This window comes from Mariniblastus fucicola (assembly GCF_008087665.1).
GTDB lineage: Bacteria > Planctomycetota > Planctomycetia > Pirellulales > Pirellulaceae > Mariniblastus > Mariniblastus fucicola.
Window position 1 is genome coordinate 337,802 of the sequence record NZ_CP042912.1, and the last position, 14,013, is coordinate 351,814.

Sequence of the window (14,013 nt, forward strand, 5' to 3'; positions counted from 1 at the left end):
ATTAAAACGGCACAGCAATGTTCGGGCGTATTCAAAAGCAACTCGTGTCTGACAGACTTTATCGGCAGGGCTGTTTGCCCGGTTGTGACTGCGGAGGGATCATCATGTTATGGGACGTTGCGATCAGGCGGCCTCGCCGTGCTCGGCCGCTCCAAGGCAACGAAGCGCAAAACTTTCGACATGATCCCAGTCCGTGTACTCGTAATTCTGCGAGGTGTCAGTGTCACCGCCTGCTCGACCGGCGATCCATTTCATCACCATCCGCGTCAACCAATTGTATCGTCGGTATGGCAAACCGCCGGCAAAGATCGTTTTTCGAGTGGGCTCAAATCCGGCTATACTCAGAAACTTGTCCATGCACGTGGTTGCATCTGCTTTCTGTTCCTCGCCCCCGGCGGCAGAGGCACTCACTGAAAAGAAGGCTGTATCCATAGTTTCGAGAGAATCGCGAAACCGCTTAATGAATTTCGCAATCTGTTTCGAGTGCCGATGCGCGTAGATTGGGCTGCCAAGAATGATGTGATCAAATGCGGACAAGGACTCCAAGTCCAACGCGTCGCGAGCGTTCATCACTTTGACCGAATCCCTTTCGTGTCCAATGGCTTTCGCGATCCGCCAGGCAATTTTTTCTGTTTGACCGTACTTCGATGAATAGATGATGAGCGTACTCATGATTTTCTCCCACGAACACAGGTTTAGTTTGGATTGTATCAGTCCCGAGCAGCTAAAAGCAAAGTCCGTGCCAGCAGTGAATGCCCGGTAATGCGCATCGAATCGTGCCTTTTCGCACGATTGCAACTTTCAAAAGAACCAGATTCGTGTCGTTTGCTTGTAAATTGTCGTAAGTCAGAGGTTGGCATTGAGTTTGCTTTTTTCCAGCGAAGCGAATACAAGTCCGATCGGCGTTCGCGCGAATGCGATCCGTAGTGAGACTTGTTCCCGTTCCTGTCAGACGCAATTCAACAAAGGGACCTACCATGACCACAAGCCAGAAATCAGACACCGTCGATTCCATCATGTCAGCGCATGTTCAAACAATTGGCTTCGACGCGCCGCTTTCAGATGCGCTGAGGTTGATGGTGGAAGACCGGTTCAACGCGATTCCTGTAATCAATTCAGAAGAGAAGTGTGTTGGAATTCTGTCGCGATCCGACCTGACTGAAACGCTGTTTGCCGAAGACAAAGAAATAGATAGCAACATCGACGCAGGACTTCCTTTGGCATTCGTGGAAACCTGTGCCAACAAAACGGTAAGAGAGGTTATGTCGCATGACGTGGCGAAAGTGACGCCACAAACTTCGATCACGACAGCCTGTAAAATTATGAAGCGACACGAGATTCATCACTTACCTGTCGTTGCTGAGGACGGGTCGATTCGGGGGATCGTGTCAAGCTTCGATTTGATGGGCTGGATCGCAGAACGCGAAGTTTGCTGAACGACAAGCCAATAGGTTTCCAGTATCTGCCAAAAAAATCACATGCAGGCCACTGCTCAGGTAAAGATATGATCGTGAAAGACGCACCCCAGAAAGATTTGAACATGGTGTCCGGGCGATTGGTCGAATCGTTTTGTTACCCGCATCCGGTTACCGAGCGGACGGTGTTGGAGACTCACATCTCGTGGGTGGTCCTCACGGGAGACTATGCCTACAAGATCAAGAAACCCGTCAATTTCGGGTTCGTGGACTACACCACTTTGCAGCGGCGCAAACAGTTTTGCGAACGGGAAGTCGAGCTCAACCGACGATTCGCTGCTGATCTGTACCTCGGCGTCGTACCCGTGATTCGCAGTGGAGATCGAACGCTGATTGGCGATTTTTCGCTTGATGAAGTCGAAGGTGAGATCATCGACTACGCCGTGAAGATGAAACAGTTCCCGCAATCGGCAATCGTCGCCAGTCGCCTTGATGATCCAGGTTTGACAAAGAAATCTTTCGAGCAGTTCGCGAGGTATCTCGCTGACTTTCACGGCAGAATTGAGTCTGTGATTCCAACGCAATCATTCGTTCAGACACAACAGATTCTCGACGACGCGGCGGACAATTTTCATGTCCTGCTGGACCCTTTGTCGGAGAATCCAAGATTCGAAACTTTGAAACGTCTGGAAAAATGGACTTCAACGAAAGGAAACCAGCTTCGTGAAAAGTTTGAACGCCGTTTGCATGATGGCAAAGTGAAACGCTGCCATGGCGACCTGCATCTGAAGAACATAATCCAGCTCGATGGTCAGTTGCTGGCATTCGACGGCATTGAATTCAACGAACAGTTTCAATGCGTCGACGTGTTAAGCGAAGTTGCATTTCCGGTGATGGATCTGTTTGCCCGTGATCGTCGCGATCTCGCCTGGCGGCTACTCAACGCATACCTTGAAGCAACCGGAGAATACGCCGATCTTGACGTACTGCTCTACTATCTGGTCTATCGTGCCATGGTTAGAGCCAAAGTTGCGTGGCTCAATCCTGGCAATCATTCCGAGTCGCGCCGACAGGAGTATGCTCCAGCGAGCAACCCTGATGATCCTTGCGCCGGGCCGTGGGACAAGTATCTCGCAGTCGCGAACTATCTGGCGACGGAACTGTCGCCACGGCTGGCAATTACGCACGGATTCTCGGGCAGCGGAAAATCGACTGTAGCGTTGGAAGTTATTGACAACGAAGGCGGGATTCGGATTCGGTCAGACGTCCTACGCAACAAATTCGCGGCGCAGTTCAAAGTGCAGGATAAGTATTCGGCAGAGATGAGCAACTGGATCTACACGAGCCTTGTTGAGTTTGCGAGAGACGCGATCGCAGCCCGATTGCCCGTTATTATCGACGCAACGTTTCTCAAAGCCGATCGCCGCCGACCATTTCGCGAGCTTGCATTGGAGCAAAATGTTCCGTTTGAAATCATTCATTGCGAGGCCGATTTTAATGAACTCTGCAGTCGGCTAAGGTCCAGAAAGAATGATCCATCGGAGGCCGACGTCAACGTTCTGCGAAAGCAATTGCAATTGCACGACCCGCTGACGGTTGAAGAATTGACTTTCGTCCGTCCGTGACGTTTGCAGCGACACCGGTTACATCAGCGCAGGACTATTCCACGCCTGACGCACCTGCGACGATGACTCGCGATTCGTTTTCGATTGCATCGTCCGGGTAGAGAACCACCACGTCTCCCGGTTCCAGCCCGGATTTGACTTCGGTGTGAGTTTCATTCTGGGCACCGATTTCGACTTGGGTCAGGATCGCATAGTCATCTTTGACGATGAACACATGCCACTTTCGCTGGTGTCGAAACAGGGAACTGTTCGGGATCTGCAACGCGTTCGGTAAATGAGCCACAGTAATCTCCGCTTCAACGCGAAATCCGTCTCCAAGCTCGAATCGCCCCTCGGCGGTTTCATCGAAGTCCGCGACGATGTTTACGCGTTGCTCTTCGACCCCCAGCGATGAAACTTTGGTAAACGCCGCGGGCTCGACCACGCGAACGGTTCCCATCAAAGGCTGGTCGCCACCCCAGTGATTGACGACCAACTGTGAGCCCGGGCGAATCCGGACTGCATCGGTGGACAGGACGTCGATCACCATCTCAAGATTCCGCGGATCCCCAAGTTCAATCAGCGGAGTCCCGACGCCCACTGTCGAAGCGCTCTCCTCAAATACTCGCAATACGCGACCGCAAACGGGAGCGAAAAGTTCAAAAGGTTTGCCAGAAAGTTGATCTTCTTCCGTGTACTGCAGCAACGCCGCTTCGGCTGTCTTGCGTTCATATTCTGCAATGTCGCGATCAAAAGCAGCCGCACGTTTACCGTGAGACTGGGCAAGGTATTCCGAACGGGCGATGTCGTACTCGTCGTCCGAGATCGCCTGCGACCGTTTTAATTTCTCGGCACGTTCCAGTTTGGTGCTCGCCAGATCGTAGCTGACTTCGGCCTGCTGCATCGTCACTTCGGCCCGCTTGAGGCTGGCTTTCGCCTGATCCAACCGCGACTCCGCCTGCGCTTTTGCGCGGGCATCCAGCATCGCCGGTTCGGCCGGCAGGATAACTGCTACCCGTTCCCGTTCGCCACAAATTTCATCGCCGGGTTCCAGATCGATTCGCGACAGACGGCCAGCAACGGGCGTCGACACAATGTACTTCTCACGGATCCGGGTTTTACCATCCTCCTGCACAGTAATTTGCAAATCCGCCCGCGCGACAATGGCTGTTTCTACCGTTACCGGATTTTGACGGAAGGCCATCACCGCAACGATAATCGCTGCGACGAAAACGACGGTCCAGATGATGGATTGAATTGAAAACTTCATTGCTTCACGTCCAACGGAATACAAATATGAAAGTTCGGTGTCTATTCTCTTGTCTTGAGTGCGGACACAAGGTCCAGCGTAGCGATTCGTCGCTGCACGATCCAACCGGAAATTACAGCCGATCCGGCAACAACCATGCAAGCGAAAGCATAAGTGGAACTGCCGATCACAAATGGAATTCGAAAGCTCTCTGTCGAAAGCCCCTGAATCAGAATCCACGCCAATCCCATGCCAATCAGACAACCCAGAGGCAGCGCCAAAGCCGTGAACAGGCCAATTTCGCCCAGCAGTACCGTAGAAACTTCAGCGCGAGTGAATCCGATCACACGCATCGTTGAAAGATCGCGTTTCTGTTCCGAAAGTGAGATGCGAGCGCTGTTGTAAACGACTCCAATTGCAATGATCACGGCAAACATGATATTGAACGTTCGCATGATCAACATGTTGTCCGCGATTGTTTCCGTAAAACTTTCAATCGTGGCGTCCTTGATCGAAACGTTCCCCACGCCCGGTCGCGAACGAAGTTCCTGATAGATGTCGTCCTCAAAATTCGGATCGACTTTCAAAAACGCACCCGAGGCAACGGATGACTCTTTGAGAGCCCGGTGCAGTCGATGTTTGGACATGTACGCGTTCATGCCGCCGAACTCGTCAACCACAGCGGTGACTTCGAGATCCAGCGTCGGACGTTCGTCTTCGAGCACTTCTACAGTCACCGAGTCGCCCAAACCACAACCTAGTGTGGACGCAAGTTGACTGTTGAGCATGACCCCGTATTCTGGAATTCGCACCGGATCTTCGTCGCTGTCCAGCAAGCGAAAAAGTTGCGGATTCAGTTCAAGACCCGTAAGGCCAATCCGTCTCGATCGATGTCCGAACCGAATTCGCGATGGCACGCTACGAATGGCTTCGCTGGTTTGTACTCCGGGAAGATTGGAAAGTTCGAATACGACTGACTCGGTTGCCGGTTCCACAAACCCGACCGTCAAATCCTGTCGCTGCGCCTTGCGGAAGTTAAGATCCAGTAGATAGTCGAGCGAATCGCCAGAGAATGCGCCAACGATCAGCACGGCCACCGACATGGCGATGCCGAACACGGAAGCCAGCGATTTGATTGGCTTTCTTCTCACGTTGCGAAACACCATTCGCATTGCCGCAGGAAGCAAATGAAGCGGAATCAGTTTGTCCAGGCGTGTTGGACGAAAGTCCGCTGGTGGTTCGGGACGCATGGCTTCGGCAGGAGGAAGTTTGATCGCTTTTCCCACAGCCAGCCAGGTACCAACGACCGAAATCGTTGTCGTCAGCAACAGTGCCATCGCGACCGCGCTACGATTGACCTGAGTCGCCAGCGTGGGAAATTTGTAGAATTCGTGATACAGCCCGGTCAGTTTCGTAGCCATCCAATAGCCAAAGAACGTGCCGATTAACATGCCGCCAATGGAGATGATCAGCACGAGATTCAGGTAATGCATCCCCACTTCAAAATTGGAATAGCCGAACGCTTTGAGTGCCGCGATCTGTTCACGTTGTTGCGTTATGATTCTGGTAATCACAATGTTCAACAGAAACGCAGCAACTGACAGAAAAATCAGCGGGGCGACCGTTGCCATGGTCCTCAGTTGCATTAGTTCGTCGTCGACGAAACGGTGCGAAACGTTGTCATCCCGGTCGTAGGCTCCGGTGCTTCCGAAAGGTTCCAGAATCTGGTCCAGTCGGTCGATGACTTCATTGCTATCTGAATTCCATGCAAGTTTCAATGAAACGCTGTTGAATGCTCCCGACATATCAAATGCGGCTTCAAGTTCACGTTCGTTCATCCAAAAGATGCCGAATCGTTTTTTGTCCGGCAGCATCGATCCGCTTTGAATCTGAATGATGTACTCCGGGCAAAGCGCGATGCCGACGATCTTCAGGCGCTGCAGTTTGCCGTTAATGATGGCTTGCACCGTATCGCCGGGAACGAACTGGTGGACCTCGGCAAACATCTCGGAAACGACGACTTCTCCATCGCGATCCGGTTCCGGCATTCGGCCGCGGCGAATATAGACCTGGTTGAGTTTGCTTTGCCCGCGATCTGGAATCGAAATCAGCCGTGCCGTTGCCGGCTCGACCATGTCGGGAACGTCCAGCAACACCTGGTGGACCAAACGGGTTTCCACTTCCGAGACTCCTTCGATCTCATTGATTCGTTGTTCGACAGAGGCCGGACAACGACGCGTGCTCGCAAAAACATCCGCAAATCGAAAGTTGCGATAGAAATTCTCCTGCCCGTCTTTCAGCGTCGCGTAAGCACACATTGCCATGGTGAACACCGCGATCCCGGCGCCGATTACCAGCGAGATCGCCACGATCTGGCCTTTCATCCGGCTGAGATCGCGAAGTAGCTTCTGGTCGAGTTTTCTCATTGCAAAACTCCTACCAGGAAAGCTCGGCGGCGCCTGATTTTGATGCGTTTGTCTTGACGCCGGAAATCTGACCATCAGAAAGTGAAACGACCCGGTCTGCCATCGCCGAAATCGCCGCGTTGTGCGTAATCACAGCGGTTGTGGTTCCCAACTCCCGATTGATTCGTGCGATTGCCTCCAACACCACGATTCCGGTTTGGACATCGAGTGCGCCGGTGGGTTCGTCGCACAGCAGCACTTGAGGGCGTTTGGCAATTGCACGCGCGATGGCCACACGTTGCTGTTCGCCACCGGAAAGCTGCGCCGGAAAGTGATTGGCCCGCTCCTGAAGCTTCACCATCTCCAATGCTTCCAGCGGATCCATTGGGTTGGAAGCGATCTCGGTGACCAGCTCTACATTCTCACGCGCTGTCAGACTGGGGATCAGATTGTAGAACTGAAACACAAAACCGACGTGCTTGCGACGAAACTGTGTCAACGCCGCCGGGCTGCTGGCTGTGAGTTCCTGGTCCTGGTAGAAAACGGAGCCCGCTGTTGGCGTGTCGAGACCTCCCAGAATATTCAGCAGCGTGGACTTCCCGCTTCCCGATGCACCCAACAGGACAATGAACTCGCCCTCAACAAGTTCCAGGTCGATGCCTCGTAAAGCGTGAACTTTCACGTCGCCCATTTCGTAGACCTTGGTCACACCTTTGGTCCGAAACACGGATCCAGTTTTTATCACGTTCACTCAGACCTTCCTTCAACAATCTGAAAAATGTCTTCGGTCGAAGGATGATCATGGGGGGTTCGGCTGATGTGATGCACGCGAACGATCCCGCTGGGGTCGATCAGGACGTCGCCGCCAAGTTGTCGCCAGTCTTCACCGGGTCGGCCTGGCAGGCTGCCTCTGCAAATTTGAAGTATGTATTTCAGGACCGAGATCGGGTTGAGAATGCGCCACCAGGAACCTCGCTCCATACCATACTCGCGGTACAACGTCCGCTTTTGGTCGAGGAGCATGGGCCAATTCAAGTCAGTCGATTGAGCGTAGGCTACGGCCATAAAGTCATTGTCGAAAACAACCAGTTTGATTTCAATGTTCAGTTCGGAGAATCGGTTTTGCTTTTGCCGCAACTGCGACACATATGATCTGCAGGCCAGTCAGCCAAGATGTCGATGAAACACCAGCAGCAACCATCTTCCCTCGCTGGAACTGAGCTGATGGATCTTGCCAGACAAATCCGGCAGCCCGAACGGCACGGCTCTTTTTCCGATAAGCATCGTTTCACTCAACTGATAAGGCATCAAGGTCACCACGATTCACCCGACCTATTGCGGATGTCCGAATCGATCGCCATGAACGCTGGAAGCAAGTTGGCCTTTTGGCTTTTCCACAACTGGATCAGCTGCGAACCTGTCGAGGCCGGCAAGCGAACTTTCTGAGTACGGTGGACAGAGCGATTGAAGAGACGAAATATCAGACACTCCACGGTCACTCATGTATTTCGTCAGTCCGTCCTTCAGCACGCCGATTGTTCCGACGCCGTTGTGATACAGAGTCGACGTTACCATCACTGCGTCGGCACCAACAACGATGGCTTTGATGAAATCCTCACAGGAACCGATTCCGCCGCATGCAATCAACGGCATGTCAGGATACTCGTTTCTTGATCGCAAGATCGATTCAAGGCTACTGACAACCGAACCTGGCGGGGACAGTCCCCATTTGGTTGACAGGCTCAGGCTGTCGAGTGCGATGTCGACGACAGGCGGCTTGCCGAACATGATCAAACCTTCCGCAAAAGGCCGCAGCCGTTTTGCCAGATGGCTGATGCTGGTAAAGTTCGAAGTCAGTTTCACGAAGATCGGCAGTTCCGTTTGTTCGTCAGCGTTTCGAATCGCGTCCACGAGGCCGTCTTCAATCTCTCGCGGGTCGGTAACACCTGAAAGTCCGCGGCGCTCGATACTGATTTCGATCGCGGAGATTCCCGCCGACTCAAGACGCGCAGGCAAGTCAAACCAGTCCACGCCTGAATTAATGGGGACTCTTAAACTCGCGAAAGTCGGGATCGTCGACGCAACGGCGTCTTCAATCTGCCGAAAGAAGTCAGCTTCGTCGAACTGTTGTGTTGGATCCACCGATGGCAAGGCGATGGCGCCGACATGATTGTCGATCATCGAAATCCTCAGCGGCTCTTCCGTCGTCATAGGGCACGAGCCGACGATGATCGGAGACTGAAGTTCCAGCGTTCCCAGACGAGTTGTTAGGTCGATAGACATAGTTGCTCGATTTGTTGGATTGATAGGTCAGTGAAGTCAGCGATCAGATCGGCCAGCCGGACCAGTCAGCCAATTCAATACAAAGCAATCGCCATGCCGAATCGCATTGGTTGGTCAATCACCTTTCATTCTGACGCGGATGTGATACTTCAGTTGCACGGTGTGCGGAATGGCCCAATCCTCTGGATTGTGCAGCGCCGACCGTGCCGTCTCGCACAACTACCCGCTGTTGAAGTCGCGTTTCATGGTCGGCCTTCTGTTTGCACACGTTTCATTCGCGATCACGGGCGAATCAACCATGCAAAGTAATCCAATGGAGTTAGACCAATGGCAAAACTGACAGAAGTCAAGGTGGGCGATGTGATGGCGACGGAAATCATCGTCATCAATGAAGCAGACAAATTGGAAAAGGTCTCTACTGTTTTCGATGAAAGAGATATCAACGCTGCACCTGTTGTTGATTCAGAGGGGCGATGTGTCGGGATTATCACCAGCCACGACCTCGTCGAATACGAATCTCGAAAGAAGACCATGGAGGAAGTTCGCAGCAGCGACTCAAACCAAGATCTTGGCGACTGTTGGGAACAGAGCATGTTTCGATTGCCGGGATTCCTGTTTGACGAAGTCGGATTTCACATGAGCAAACTTCATGAGCAAATCGGTATCGACGACTGTCTCGATCAGGTGGCTCGCAACATGTGTCGAAAGCACATTCATCATGTCGTCGTGCTGGATGTTCACCAGAAACCGGTGGGGCTAATGTCGTCCCTTGATTTGTTGGGCGTGCTGATCGATGAACCCGTATGCCGCTCGCCCAGTTCGTTGCGTTCGAATTGAACGCGAATCTTGCCAGCACAGGTTCACAAAAAAACGCGACCCGTCGAGGATCGCGAAATTCGCAAATTTACTGTTTGAGTTTTTGAACGGTTCAGGCTTCGCTCTCGTCTTTTCGTAAAACCAGCACGGGACACGGAGACAAACGAACGACTCGTTCAGCAACGGAGCCAAGTAACATTCGTGTCAGACCGGAACGGCCGTGAGAAGAAATCACGACAAGTCCAGCGTCAGATTCCTTGGCAAGGTCTGCAATCTCGCTGCCCGGATCCCCAAATACGGCCTTGAACAGCAACCCTTCTGGCAAATCATGGGCTCTGCAGGCTTCATCAAAAGACTTGCGAAGATTCTTTGTGACGGATTCCTCAGTGAGCGTCCCCCAGATAACAGCCGGATCGGACGTTGTCGGATAAGGCGTCACATGCACAACCACAATTTTATCTGGTGAGTCAACCATTTCCAGGGTCGACTTTAGCGCCGCAATTGACATTTCTGAAAAGTCCCAAGGGACGATCACGGATTTGTTCAGGTACTTATTCATTGCAGTTTCCAATTCGAATCGATGTAAATGGTTTGTTGTCAACAGGTTGATCTAGTTCTGGTTTGCTTGTGTCGCCTTCGGCATATCCGCGGCATCGATGATGCCAACGGGATGATCGTCTTCGTCTAGGACCAACAGGTGGTGAATGTCCGGGTTAGCGGCAAACTGTTTTCTTGCAGCTTCAATGGACTCATTATTGCGTACCGAAATCACTTCGCTGGTCATGTGCCGTTCGACGTTGCCAAAGTCAATATTTCCACAGCGGAATTGCCCGAATTCGTCTGCTTCGAACATTTCACTGATAACGGACTGGTCTCCGGACTCATAGCGACGTTTGAGATTCTGGAACGTCTCGATATCAGTGGTAGTTAAAATTCCAACGCACTTATTCTCGCAGTCGACAACGGGCACGCCCGTCTCGCCCGCTTTCTTTAGTTGCCGAAGAACGGCTTCGATAGAGTCATCACCGTTTGCTGGGGAAACCTGATGCATGACCTCGGTAACGAAGTTTCCATCTGTCACCGGGATAGCCATGACTCGTGATTCGTCGTCAGAGTTGGCAACCGTTTCCGAGCCATCATCCGTTTTCGATTCGGTCGTTTCGCCAGATTTGAATCCCTTGACCAGGATGACGGGGCACTTGGCGTGACGCAGCACGTATTCGGCGACGCTTCCCATCAGGAAACGGAAAATGCCGCTGCGTCCGTGAGTGCTCATGATGCACAGGTCCGCATCCTTGGTTGCATGTACGATGCGTGGGCCAGGGTTCCCTTCGATCGACTTGTGTTCAAATTCGACAGACTCGTCCGTCGGTTTGATGTTCTTCAGTCGTTCCAGGTCGGCCTCGAGTTGTCGAGCCATCTCCTCGGCTGGATACATTCCGTCTACTGCCAACAGCGTTGGTTCGACGTACAGAAAACAGATGGATGCATCTTCATCCATTGCCAATCGGGTCGCAAAGTTCAGCGATTCAAGGCTGTTGTCCGAAAGGTCGACGGGAAACAGGATTCTTTTCTTCGATGACATTATCAGCTCCTTCAAGCGTGGGCTACTTTTCCAGTTTATGCGATTGCCGAACGCTGCGGTGACACCGCACACAGTTAAGCGTTACCTCAAAGTGTGCAATTGTCGCGCCGTCGAGATTCTCTTTTTTGCTTTCGTCACGAAGTCGCTGGACCGACTGCCGAAACAGGTCGCTGGAATCGAGATACGACTGGTTGGTGACGATGTTCCAGTCAGCTTCATGGCTGAGCAACGTCAGGCGATCGGCGGCTTGTGAGATCTGAGAGAAGTCTTCTACGGCCAGGCCTTCGATGATGTCGCTCATGTAGTCCAGTTTCTTCCGCATGAACTTCGAAGAGGATCTCTCTGTCGTTTGGTCCTGCATGGCGAACAACCCGGCTGTCACACCTAGAACCACGGTCAGCGAAACGAGAAGCAGTTTGTATTTCATCATTCATTCCTTTTTAACTTTGACATTTGATTCAGGGTTCTTATGAGATGACGCCGCGAAGAAACCAGCTGACGAGAAACGCCAGCAACGCAGCGATTCCACCAAGCAATAACGTTTCCAGACCAGACCAGTACCATTTCTGTTCGACGAAAACGGATTTGGCGGCTCCCACAAAAAAGAATGCGAACGCGGTCAGTACGAGACTGACGGAATAGGTCCACAGCGATTCAGTCGGCACCACCAACCCGAACATAAACGCAATCAACGGCAGTAGCCCTACGATGAAGAATGCGAAGAATGTTGTCAGGGCAGCCTTCAGCGCGGATGGGCTTTCGAGAGACATGCCCAATTCGTCAACCAGCATCGTGTTGATCCACTGGTTCTCGTCAGACGTGATGACTTCGACGACGCGTTCGAGGACTTCGCCATCGAAGCCTTTGGCGGCGAAGATTTGTCGGATCTCTTCACGTTCGCCTTCCGGAACCAGTTTGATGTGCCGAGCTTCCATCGCACGGGCCTTTTCCAGCAACTGCTGATCGGTGCGCGTGCCCAGAAAATTGCTCGCGGCCATGCTGAATCCATCGCCTAACAGGTTGGCCATACCGAGAACCACGACGACTTGGGGTGGTAGTCCGGCGCCGGCGACGCTGGTGACGACAGCGAAGGTGGTGACTGTGCCGTCAATGGCTCCGTAAACAAAGTCGCGCAAATAGCTGTGTTTGGAAGTCCCGGATAAACGCTTGGCGATGGAGGCAGGATCGTGATCGTGTTCGAGAGGCATGTTCATGCTTTCCATAACTCGCAACCGGCATGCCAATCTGTTTTGCTCGTCTTGGCTGCCGGAATCTCAGTAGATTCCAGAGTTGTACACGCGGTTTGGCAAAACGCACGATCGTGGTGAGCGATTTCGCCCGCCGGCCGAAAATGCAAAGCGCTGATTCGCTGCGTCTCTCTCAACGTTCACTCTTTGTTCAGCGACTAATCGGCACGTTTCACGTCCTGATCGACATCCGAAAGAAAGCTCAGATGGTGAGACGCGTGTGCAGCGTGGAAATGTTCAAACTGGGATTTGGAAAGTCTGCCAAACCCCGGATGTGGAAACAGACGACCGTCGTGGTTCAGAAAGTTGGCCACGCTGGTGGCGAACAACTCAACTTCGGCAGCGTCGTTGAGATCATTTTGCGGGACAAAAATCGACGCCGTTTTAATTCCGGAAGGAGAGTCTCCCCGCAGCAGTCGCGGCAGCAGTAGCCAACGCATCACGGGACGGATAGGAAGAGCAAGCGACATCCACTTCGGATAGCCGTTTACGTTTGCGTCAATAGTTAACCGTAAATGTCGACAAATCTGCCCTAGCGACCAGTTGCCGTTTTTTTGGTAACCCGATTGCAGCAACCGTTTGCTTTCGGCGACCGTGTCAGCAAGTTTTACCAGGTGCAAGCTCCGTCTCACGACTGTCCCGGGGTATGGATAAAGGTGTATAAATGGTTTGTCGCTCCAGACTGAACCGAATCTTTAATCTGAATAGATACTGAACAATGAATCGCATCTTTGGAATACTTCTGGTCGGCTCTCTTCTGGTCGGTTGTCCGCAATTACCGGACGAACGTGTCTCTGCGGATGCAAAGATTGAATTCAATCAAGCTCTGGCTGATGAACTTTCAGAAATGAAGGTCGTGGACCAGCTTGTGGCTTCGAATGCGTATCCACCTGAATCGTATTCGGATTTGACGCTGGAGGAATGGGAAGCGTTCAAGGATAAAACCTATCGAGCTCATCAAAAACGAGCGGAAGAAATATTTCACGACTTCGGATTTGTAGGTTTTGATTTGGCGGGAGAAGCAGGGTCGTCGGACTTCTGGATAATCGTTCAGCATTCTGACCATGATTCAAAATTTCAAAACGAGGTTCTGAAGAAGATGAAAGTTGAGGTGGACAGGGGAAATGCAGATTCCAAAGAGTACGGGCTTCTGGTCGACCGGGTGAAATTGAACACTGGAGAATCGCAAATCTACGGCACTCAGGTTGATTTCGATCATGACACCTGTCAGGCGTATCCCAAAAATCTGGCGGATAGAATTGGGGTCAATGCAAGGAGGAAAGAAATCGGTCTTGAGCCGCTTGAGATCTATTTGAACGAGATGACCCAGATGCACTTCGAGATGAATAAACAGTTCTATTCCGAGCGAGGTGTGACAGAGCCAAAGCTCTATGAAACGGAATAGGATT

Annotated in this window: 16 protein-coding genes; 4 read left to right on the forward strand and 12 right to left on the reverse strand. The window is 52.1% G+C overall.

All coding sequences use genetic code 11. From position 1 onward, the window contains the following. Positions 1 to 123 precede the first annotated feature (123 nt). Complete coding sequence (locus tag MFFC18_RS01345) at positions 124 to 672, reverse strand: flavodoxin domain-containing protein (RefSeq protein ID WP_075082551.1); 549 nt, start codon at positions 670 to 672, stop codon at positions 124 to 126. Between the two features lie 305 nt (positions 673 to 977). Here MFFC18_RS01345 and MFFC18_RS01350 point away from each other — a divergent pair, with 305 nt between their 5' ends. Together MFFC18_RS01350 and MFFC18_RS01355 are read left to right on the forward strand one after the other, a co-directional pair. Then, positions 978 to 1,436, forward strand: a complete 459-nt coding sequence (locus MFFC18_RS01350; RefSeq protein ID WP_162273904.1) for a CBS domain-containing protein — start codon at positions 978 to 980, stop codon at positions 1,434 to 1,436. A 74-nt stretch (positions 1,437 to 1,510) separates the two neighbouring features. Next, complete coding sequence (locus MFFC18_RS01355) at positions 1,511 to 3,040, forward strand: bifunctional aminoglycoside phosphotransferase/ATP-binding protein (protein ID WP_157665042.1); 1,530 nt, start codon at positions 1,511 to 1,513, stop codon at positions 3,038 to 3,040. Positions 3,041 to 3,074: 34 nt separating this feature from the next. On the opposite strand, the gene MFFC18_RS01360 is transcribed toward MFFC18_RS01355, so the two are convergent. The 6 genes from MFFC18_RS01360 to MFFC18_RS01380 are packed head-to-tail and all read right to left on the reverse strand — an operon-like array spanning position 3,075 to position 8,956. Then, on the reverse strand, positions 3,075 to 4,289 hold the full coding sequence (locus MFFC18_RS01360) for an efflux RND transporter periplasmic adaptor subunit (protein WP_075082548.1): 1,215 nt from the start codon (positions 4,287 to 4,289) through the stop codon (positions 3,075 to 3,077). A gap of 41 nt (positions 4,290 to 4,330) precedes the next feature. After that, on the reverse strand, positions 4,331 to 6,694 hold the full coding sequence (locus MFFC18_RS01365) for an ABC transporter permease (RefSeq protein WP_075082547.1): 2,364 nt from the start codon (positions 6,692 to 6,694) through the stop codon (positions 4,331 to 4,333). A gap of 10 nt (positions 6,695 to 6,704) precedes the next feature. Beyond that, entirely contained in the window at positions 6,705 to 7,424 is a 720-nt protein-coding gene (locus tag MFFC18_RS01370) for an ABC transporter ATP-binding protein (RefSeq protein WP_075082546.1), read from the reverse strand. Continuing rightward, positions 7,421 to 7,819 (reverse strand): AhpC/TSA family protein, encoded by a 399-nt coding sequence (locus tag MFFC18_RS01375; protein WP_075082545.1) that lies wholly within the window; start codon positions 7,817 to 7,819, stop codon positions 7,421 to 7,423. The genes MFFC18_RS01370 and MFFC18_RS01375 overlap by 4 nt, the downstream gene beginning before the upstream one ends. A gap of 18 nt (positions 7,820 to 7,837) precedes the next feature. Further along, the gene (locus MFFC18_RS25395) at positions 7,838 to 7,957 is read right to left on the reverse strand and encodes a peroxiredoxin family protein (protein ID WP_244949106.1); all 120 of its coding nucleotides are present in this window, start codon (positions 7,955 to 7,957) and stop codon (positions 7,838 to 7,840) included. Positions 7,958 to 8,005: 48 nt separating this feature from the next. Continuing rightward, positions 8,006 to 8,956 (reverse strand): beta/alpha barrel domain-containing protein, encoded by a 951-nt coding sequence (locus MFFC18_RS01380; protein WP_075082544.1) that lies wholly within the window; start codon positions 8,954 to 8,956, stop codon positions 8,006 to 8,008. A 327-nt stretch (positions 8,957 to 9,283) separates the two neighbouring features. Here MFFC18_RS01380 and MFFC18_RS01385 point away from each other — a divergent pair, with 327 nt between their 5' ends. Next, positions 9,284 to 9,793: a CBS domain-containing protein gene (locus MFFC18_RS01385; protein ID WP_075082543.1), complete on the forward strand. Its 510-nt coding sequence runs from the start codon at positions 9,284 to 9,286 to the stop codon at positions 9,791 to 9,793. Between the two features lie 91 nt (positions 9,794 to 9,884). On the opposite strand, the gene MFFC18_RS01390 is transcribed toward MFFC18_RS01385, so the two are convergent. The 5 genes from MFFC18_RS01390 to MFFC18_RS01410 all read right to left on the reverse strand — a co-directional run bounded on the left by MFFC18_RS01390 (position 9,885) and on the right by MFFC18_RS01410 (position 13,236). Continuing rightward, positions 9,885 to 10,331, reverse strand: a complete 447-nt coding sequence (locus MFFC18_RS01390; RefSeq protein WP_075082542.1) for a universal stress protein — start codon at positions 10,329 to 10,331, stop codon at positions 9,885 to 9,887. A 51-nt stretch (positions 10,332 to 10,382) separates the two neighbouring features. Continuing rightward, the gene (locus tag MFFC18_RS01395; protein ID WP_075082541.1) at positions 10,383 to 11,357 is read right to left on the reverse strand and encodes a universal stress protein; all 975 of its coding nucleotides are present in this window, start codon (positions 11,355 to 11,357) and stop codon (positions 10,383 to 10,385) included. Between the two features lie 22 nt (positions 11,358 to 11,379). Beyond that, positions 11,380 to 11,784, reverse strand: a complete 405-nt coding sequence (locus MFFC18_RS01400; RefSeq protein WP_148618584.1) for a hypothetical protein — start codon at positions 11,782 to 11,784, stop codon at positions 11,380 to 11,382. 40 nt (positions 11,785 to 11,824) lie between these two features. Beyond that, positions 11,825 to 12,571, reverse strand: coding sequence for a VIT1/CCC1 transporter family protein (locus tag MFFC18_RS01405; protein WP_202907495.1), 747 nt, complete (start codon positions 12,569 to 12,571; stop codon positions 11,825 to 11,827). A gap of 191 nt (positions 12,572 to 12,762) precedes the next feature. Continuing rightward, positions 12,763 to 13,236, reverse strand: a complete 474-nt coding sequence (locus tag MFFC18_RS01410) for a DUF1569 domain-containing protein (RefSeq protein WP_238381171.1) — start codon at positions 13,234 to 13,236, stop codon at positions 12,763 to 12,765. 86 nt (positions 13,237 to 13,322) lie between these two features. Between MFFC18_RS01410 and MFFC18_RS01415 the strand changes: the two genes are divergently transcribed. Next, the gene (locus MFFC18_RS01415; RefSeq protein WP_075082538.1) at positions 13,323 to 14,009 is read left to right on the forward strand and encodes a DUF6624 domain-containing protein; all 687 of its coding nucleotides are present in this window, start codon (positions 13,323 to 13,325) and stop codon (positions 14,007 to 14,009) included. The last annotated feature ends 4 nt before the right edge of the window (positions 14,010 to 14,013 follow it).

What these genes read in the sequence shown, in the direction of transcription:
- MFFC18_RS01415 (WP_075082538.1), top strand. Translation starts at nt 13,323, where the DNA reads ATGAATCGCATCTTTGGAATACTTCTGGTCGGCTCTCTTCTGGTCGGT.
- MFFC18_RS01385 (WP_075082543.1), top strand. Translation starts at nt 9,284, where the DNA reads ATGGCAAAACTGACAGAAGTCAAGGTGGGCGATGTGATGGCGACGGAA.
- MFFC18_RS25395 (WP_244949106.1), bottom strand. Translation starts at nt 7,957, where the DNA reads ATGCTTATCGGAAAAAGAGCCGTGCCGTTCGGGCTGCCGGATTTGTCT.
- MFFC18_RS01350 (WP_162273904.1), top strand. Translation starts at nt 978, where the DNA reads ATGACCACAAGCCAGAAATCAGACACCGTCGATTCCATCATGTCAGCG.
- MFFC18_RS01395 (WP_075082541.1), bottom strand. Translation starts at nt 11,357, where the DNA reads ATGTCATCGAAGAAAAGAATCCTGTTTCCCGTCGACCTTTCGGACAAC.
- MFFC18_RS01380 (WP_075082544.1), bottom strand. Translation starts at nt 8,956, where the DNA reads ATGTCTATCGACCTAACAACTCGTCTGGGAACGCTGGAACTTCAGTCT.
- MFFC18_RS01365 (WP_075082547.1), bottom strand. Translation starts at nt 6,694, where the DNA reads ATGAGAAAACTCGACCAGAAGCTACTTCGCGATCTCAGCCGGATGAAA.
- MFFC18_RS01400 (WP_148618584.1), bottom strand. Translation starts at nt 11,784, where the DNA reads ATGAAATACAAACTGCTTCTCGTTTCGCTGACCGTGGTTCTAGGTGTG.
- MFFC18_RS01405 (WP_202907495.1), bottom strand. Translation starts at nt 12,571, where the DNA reads ATGAACATGCCTCTCGAACACGATCACGATCCTGCCTCCATCGCCAAG.
- MFFC18_RS01360 (WP_075082548.1), bottom strand. Translation starts at nt 4,289, where the DNA reads ATGAAGTTTTCAATTCAATCCATCATCTGGACCGTCGTTTTCGTCGCA.
- MFFC18_RS01390 (WP_075082542.1), bottom strand. Translation starts at nt 10,331, where the DNA reads ATGAATAAGTACCTGAACAAATCCGTGATCGTCCCTTGGGACTTTTCA.
- MFFC18_RS01345 (WP_075082551.1), bottom strand. Translation starts at nt 672, where the DNA reads ATGAGTACGCTCATCATCTATTCATCGAAGTACGGTCAAACAGAAAAA.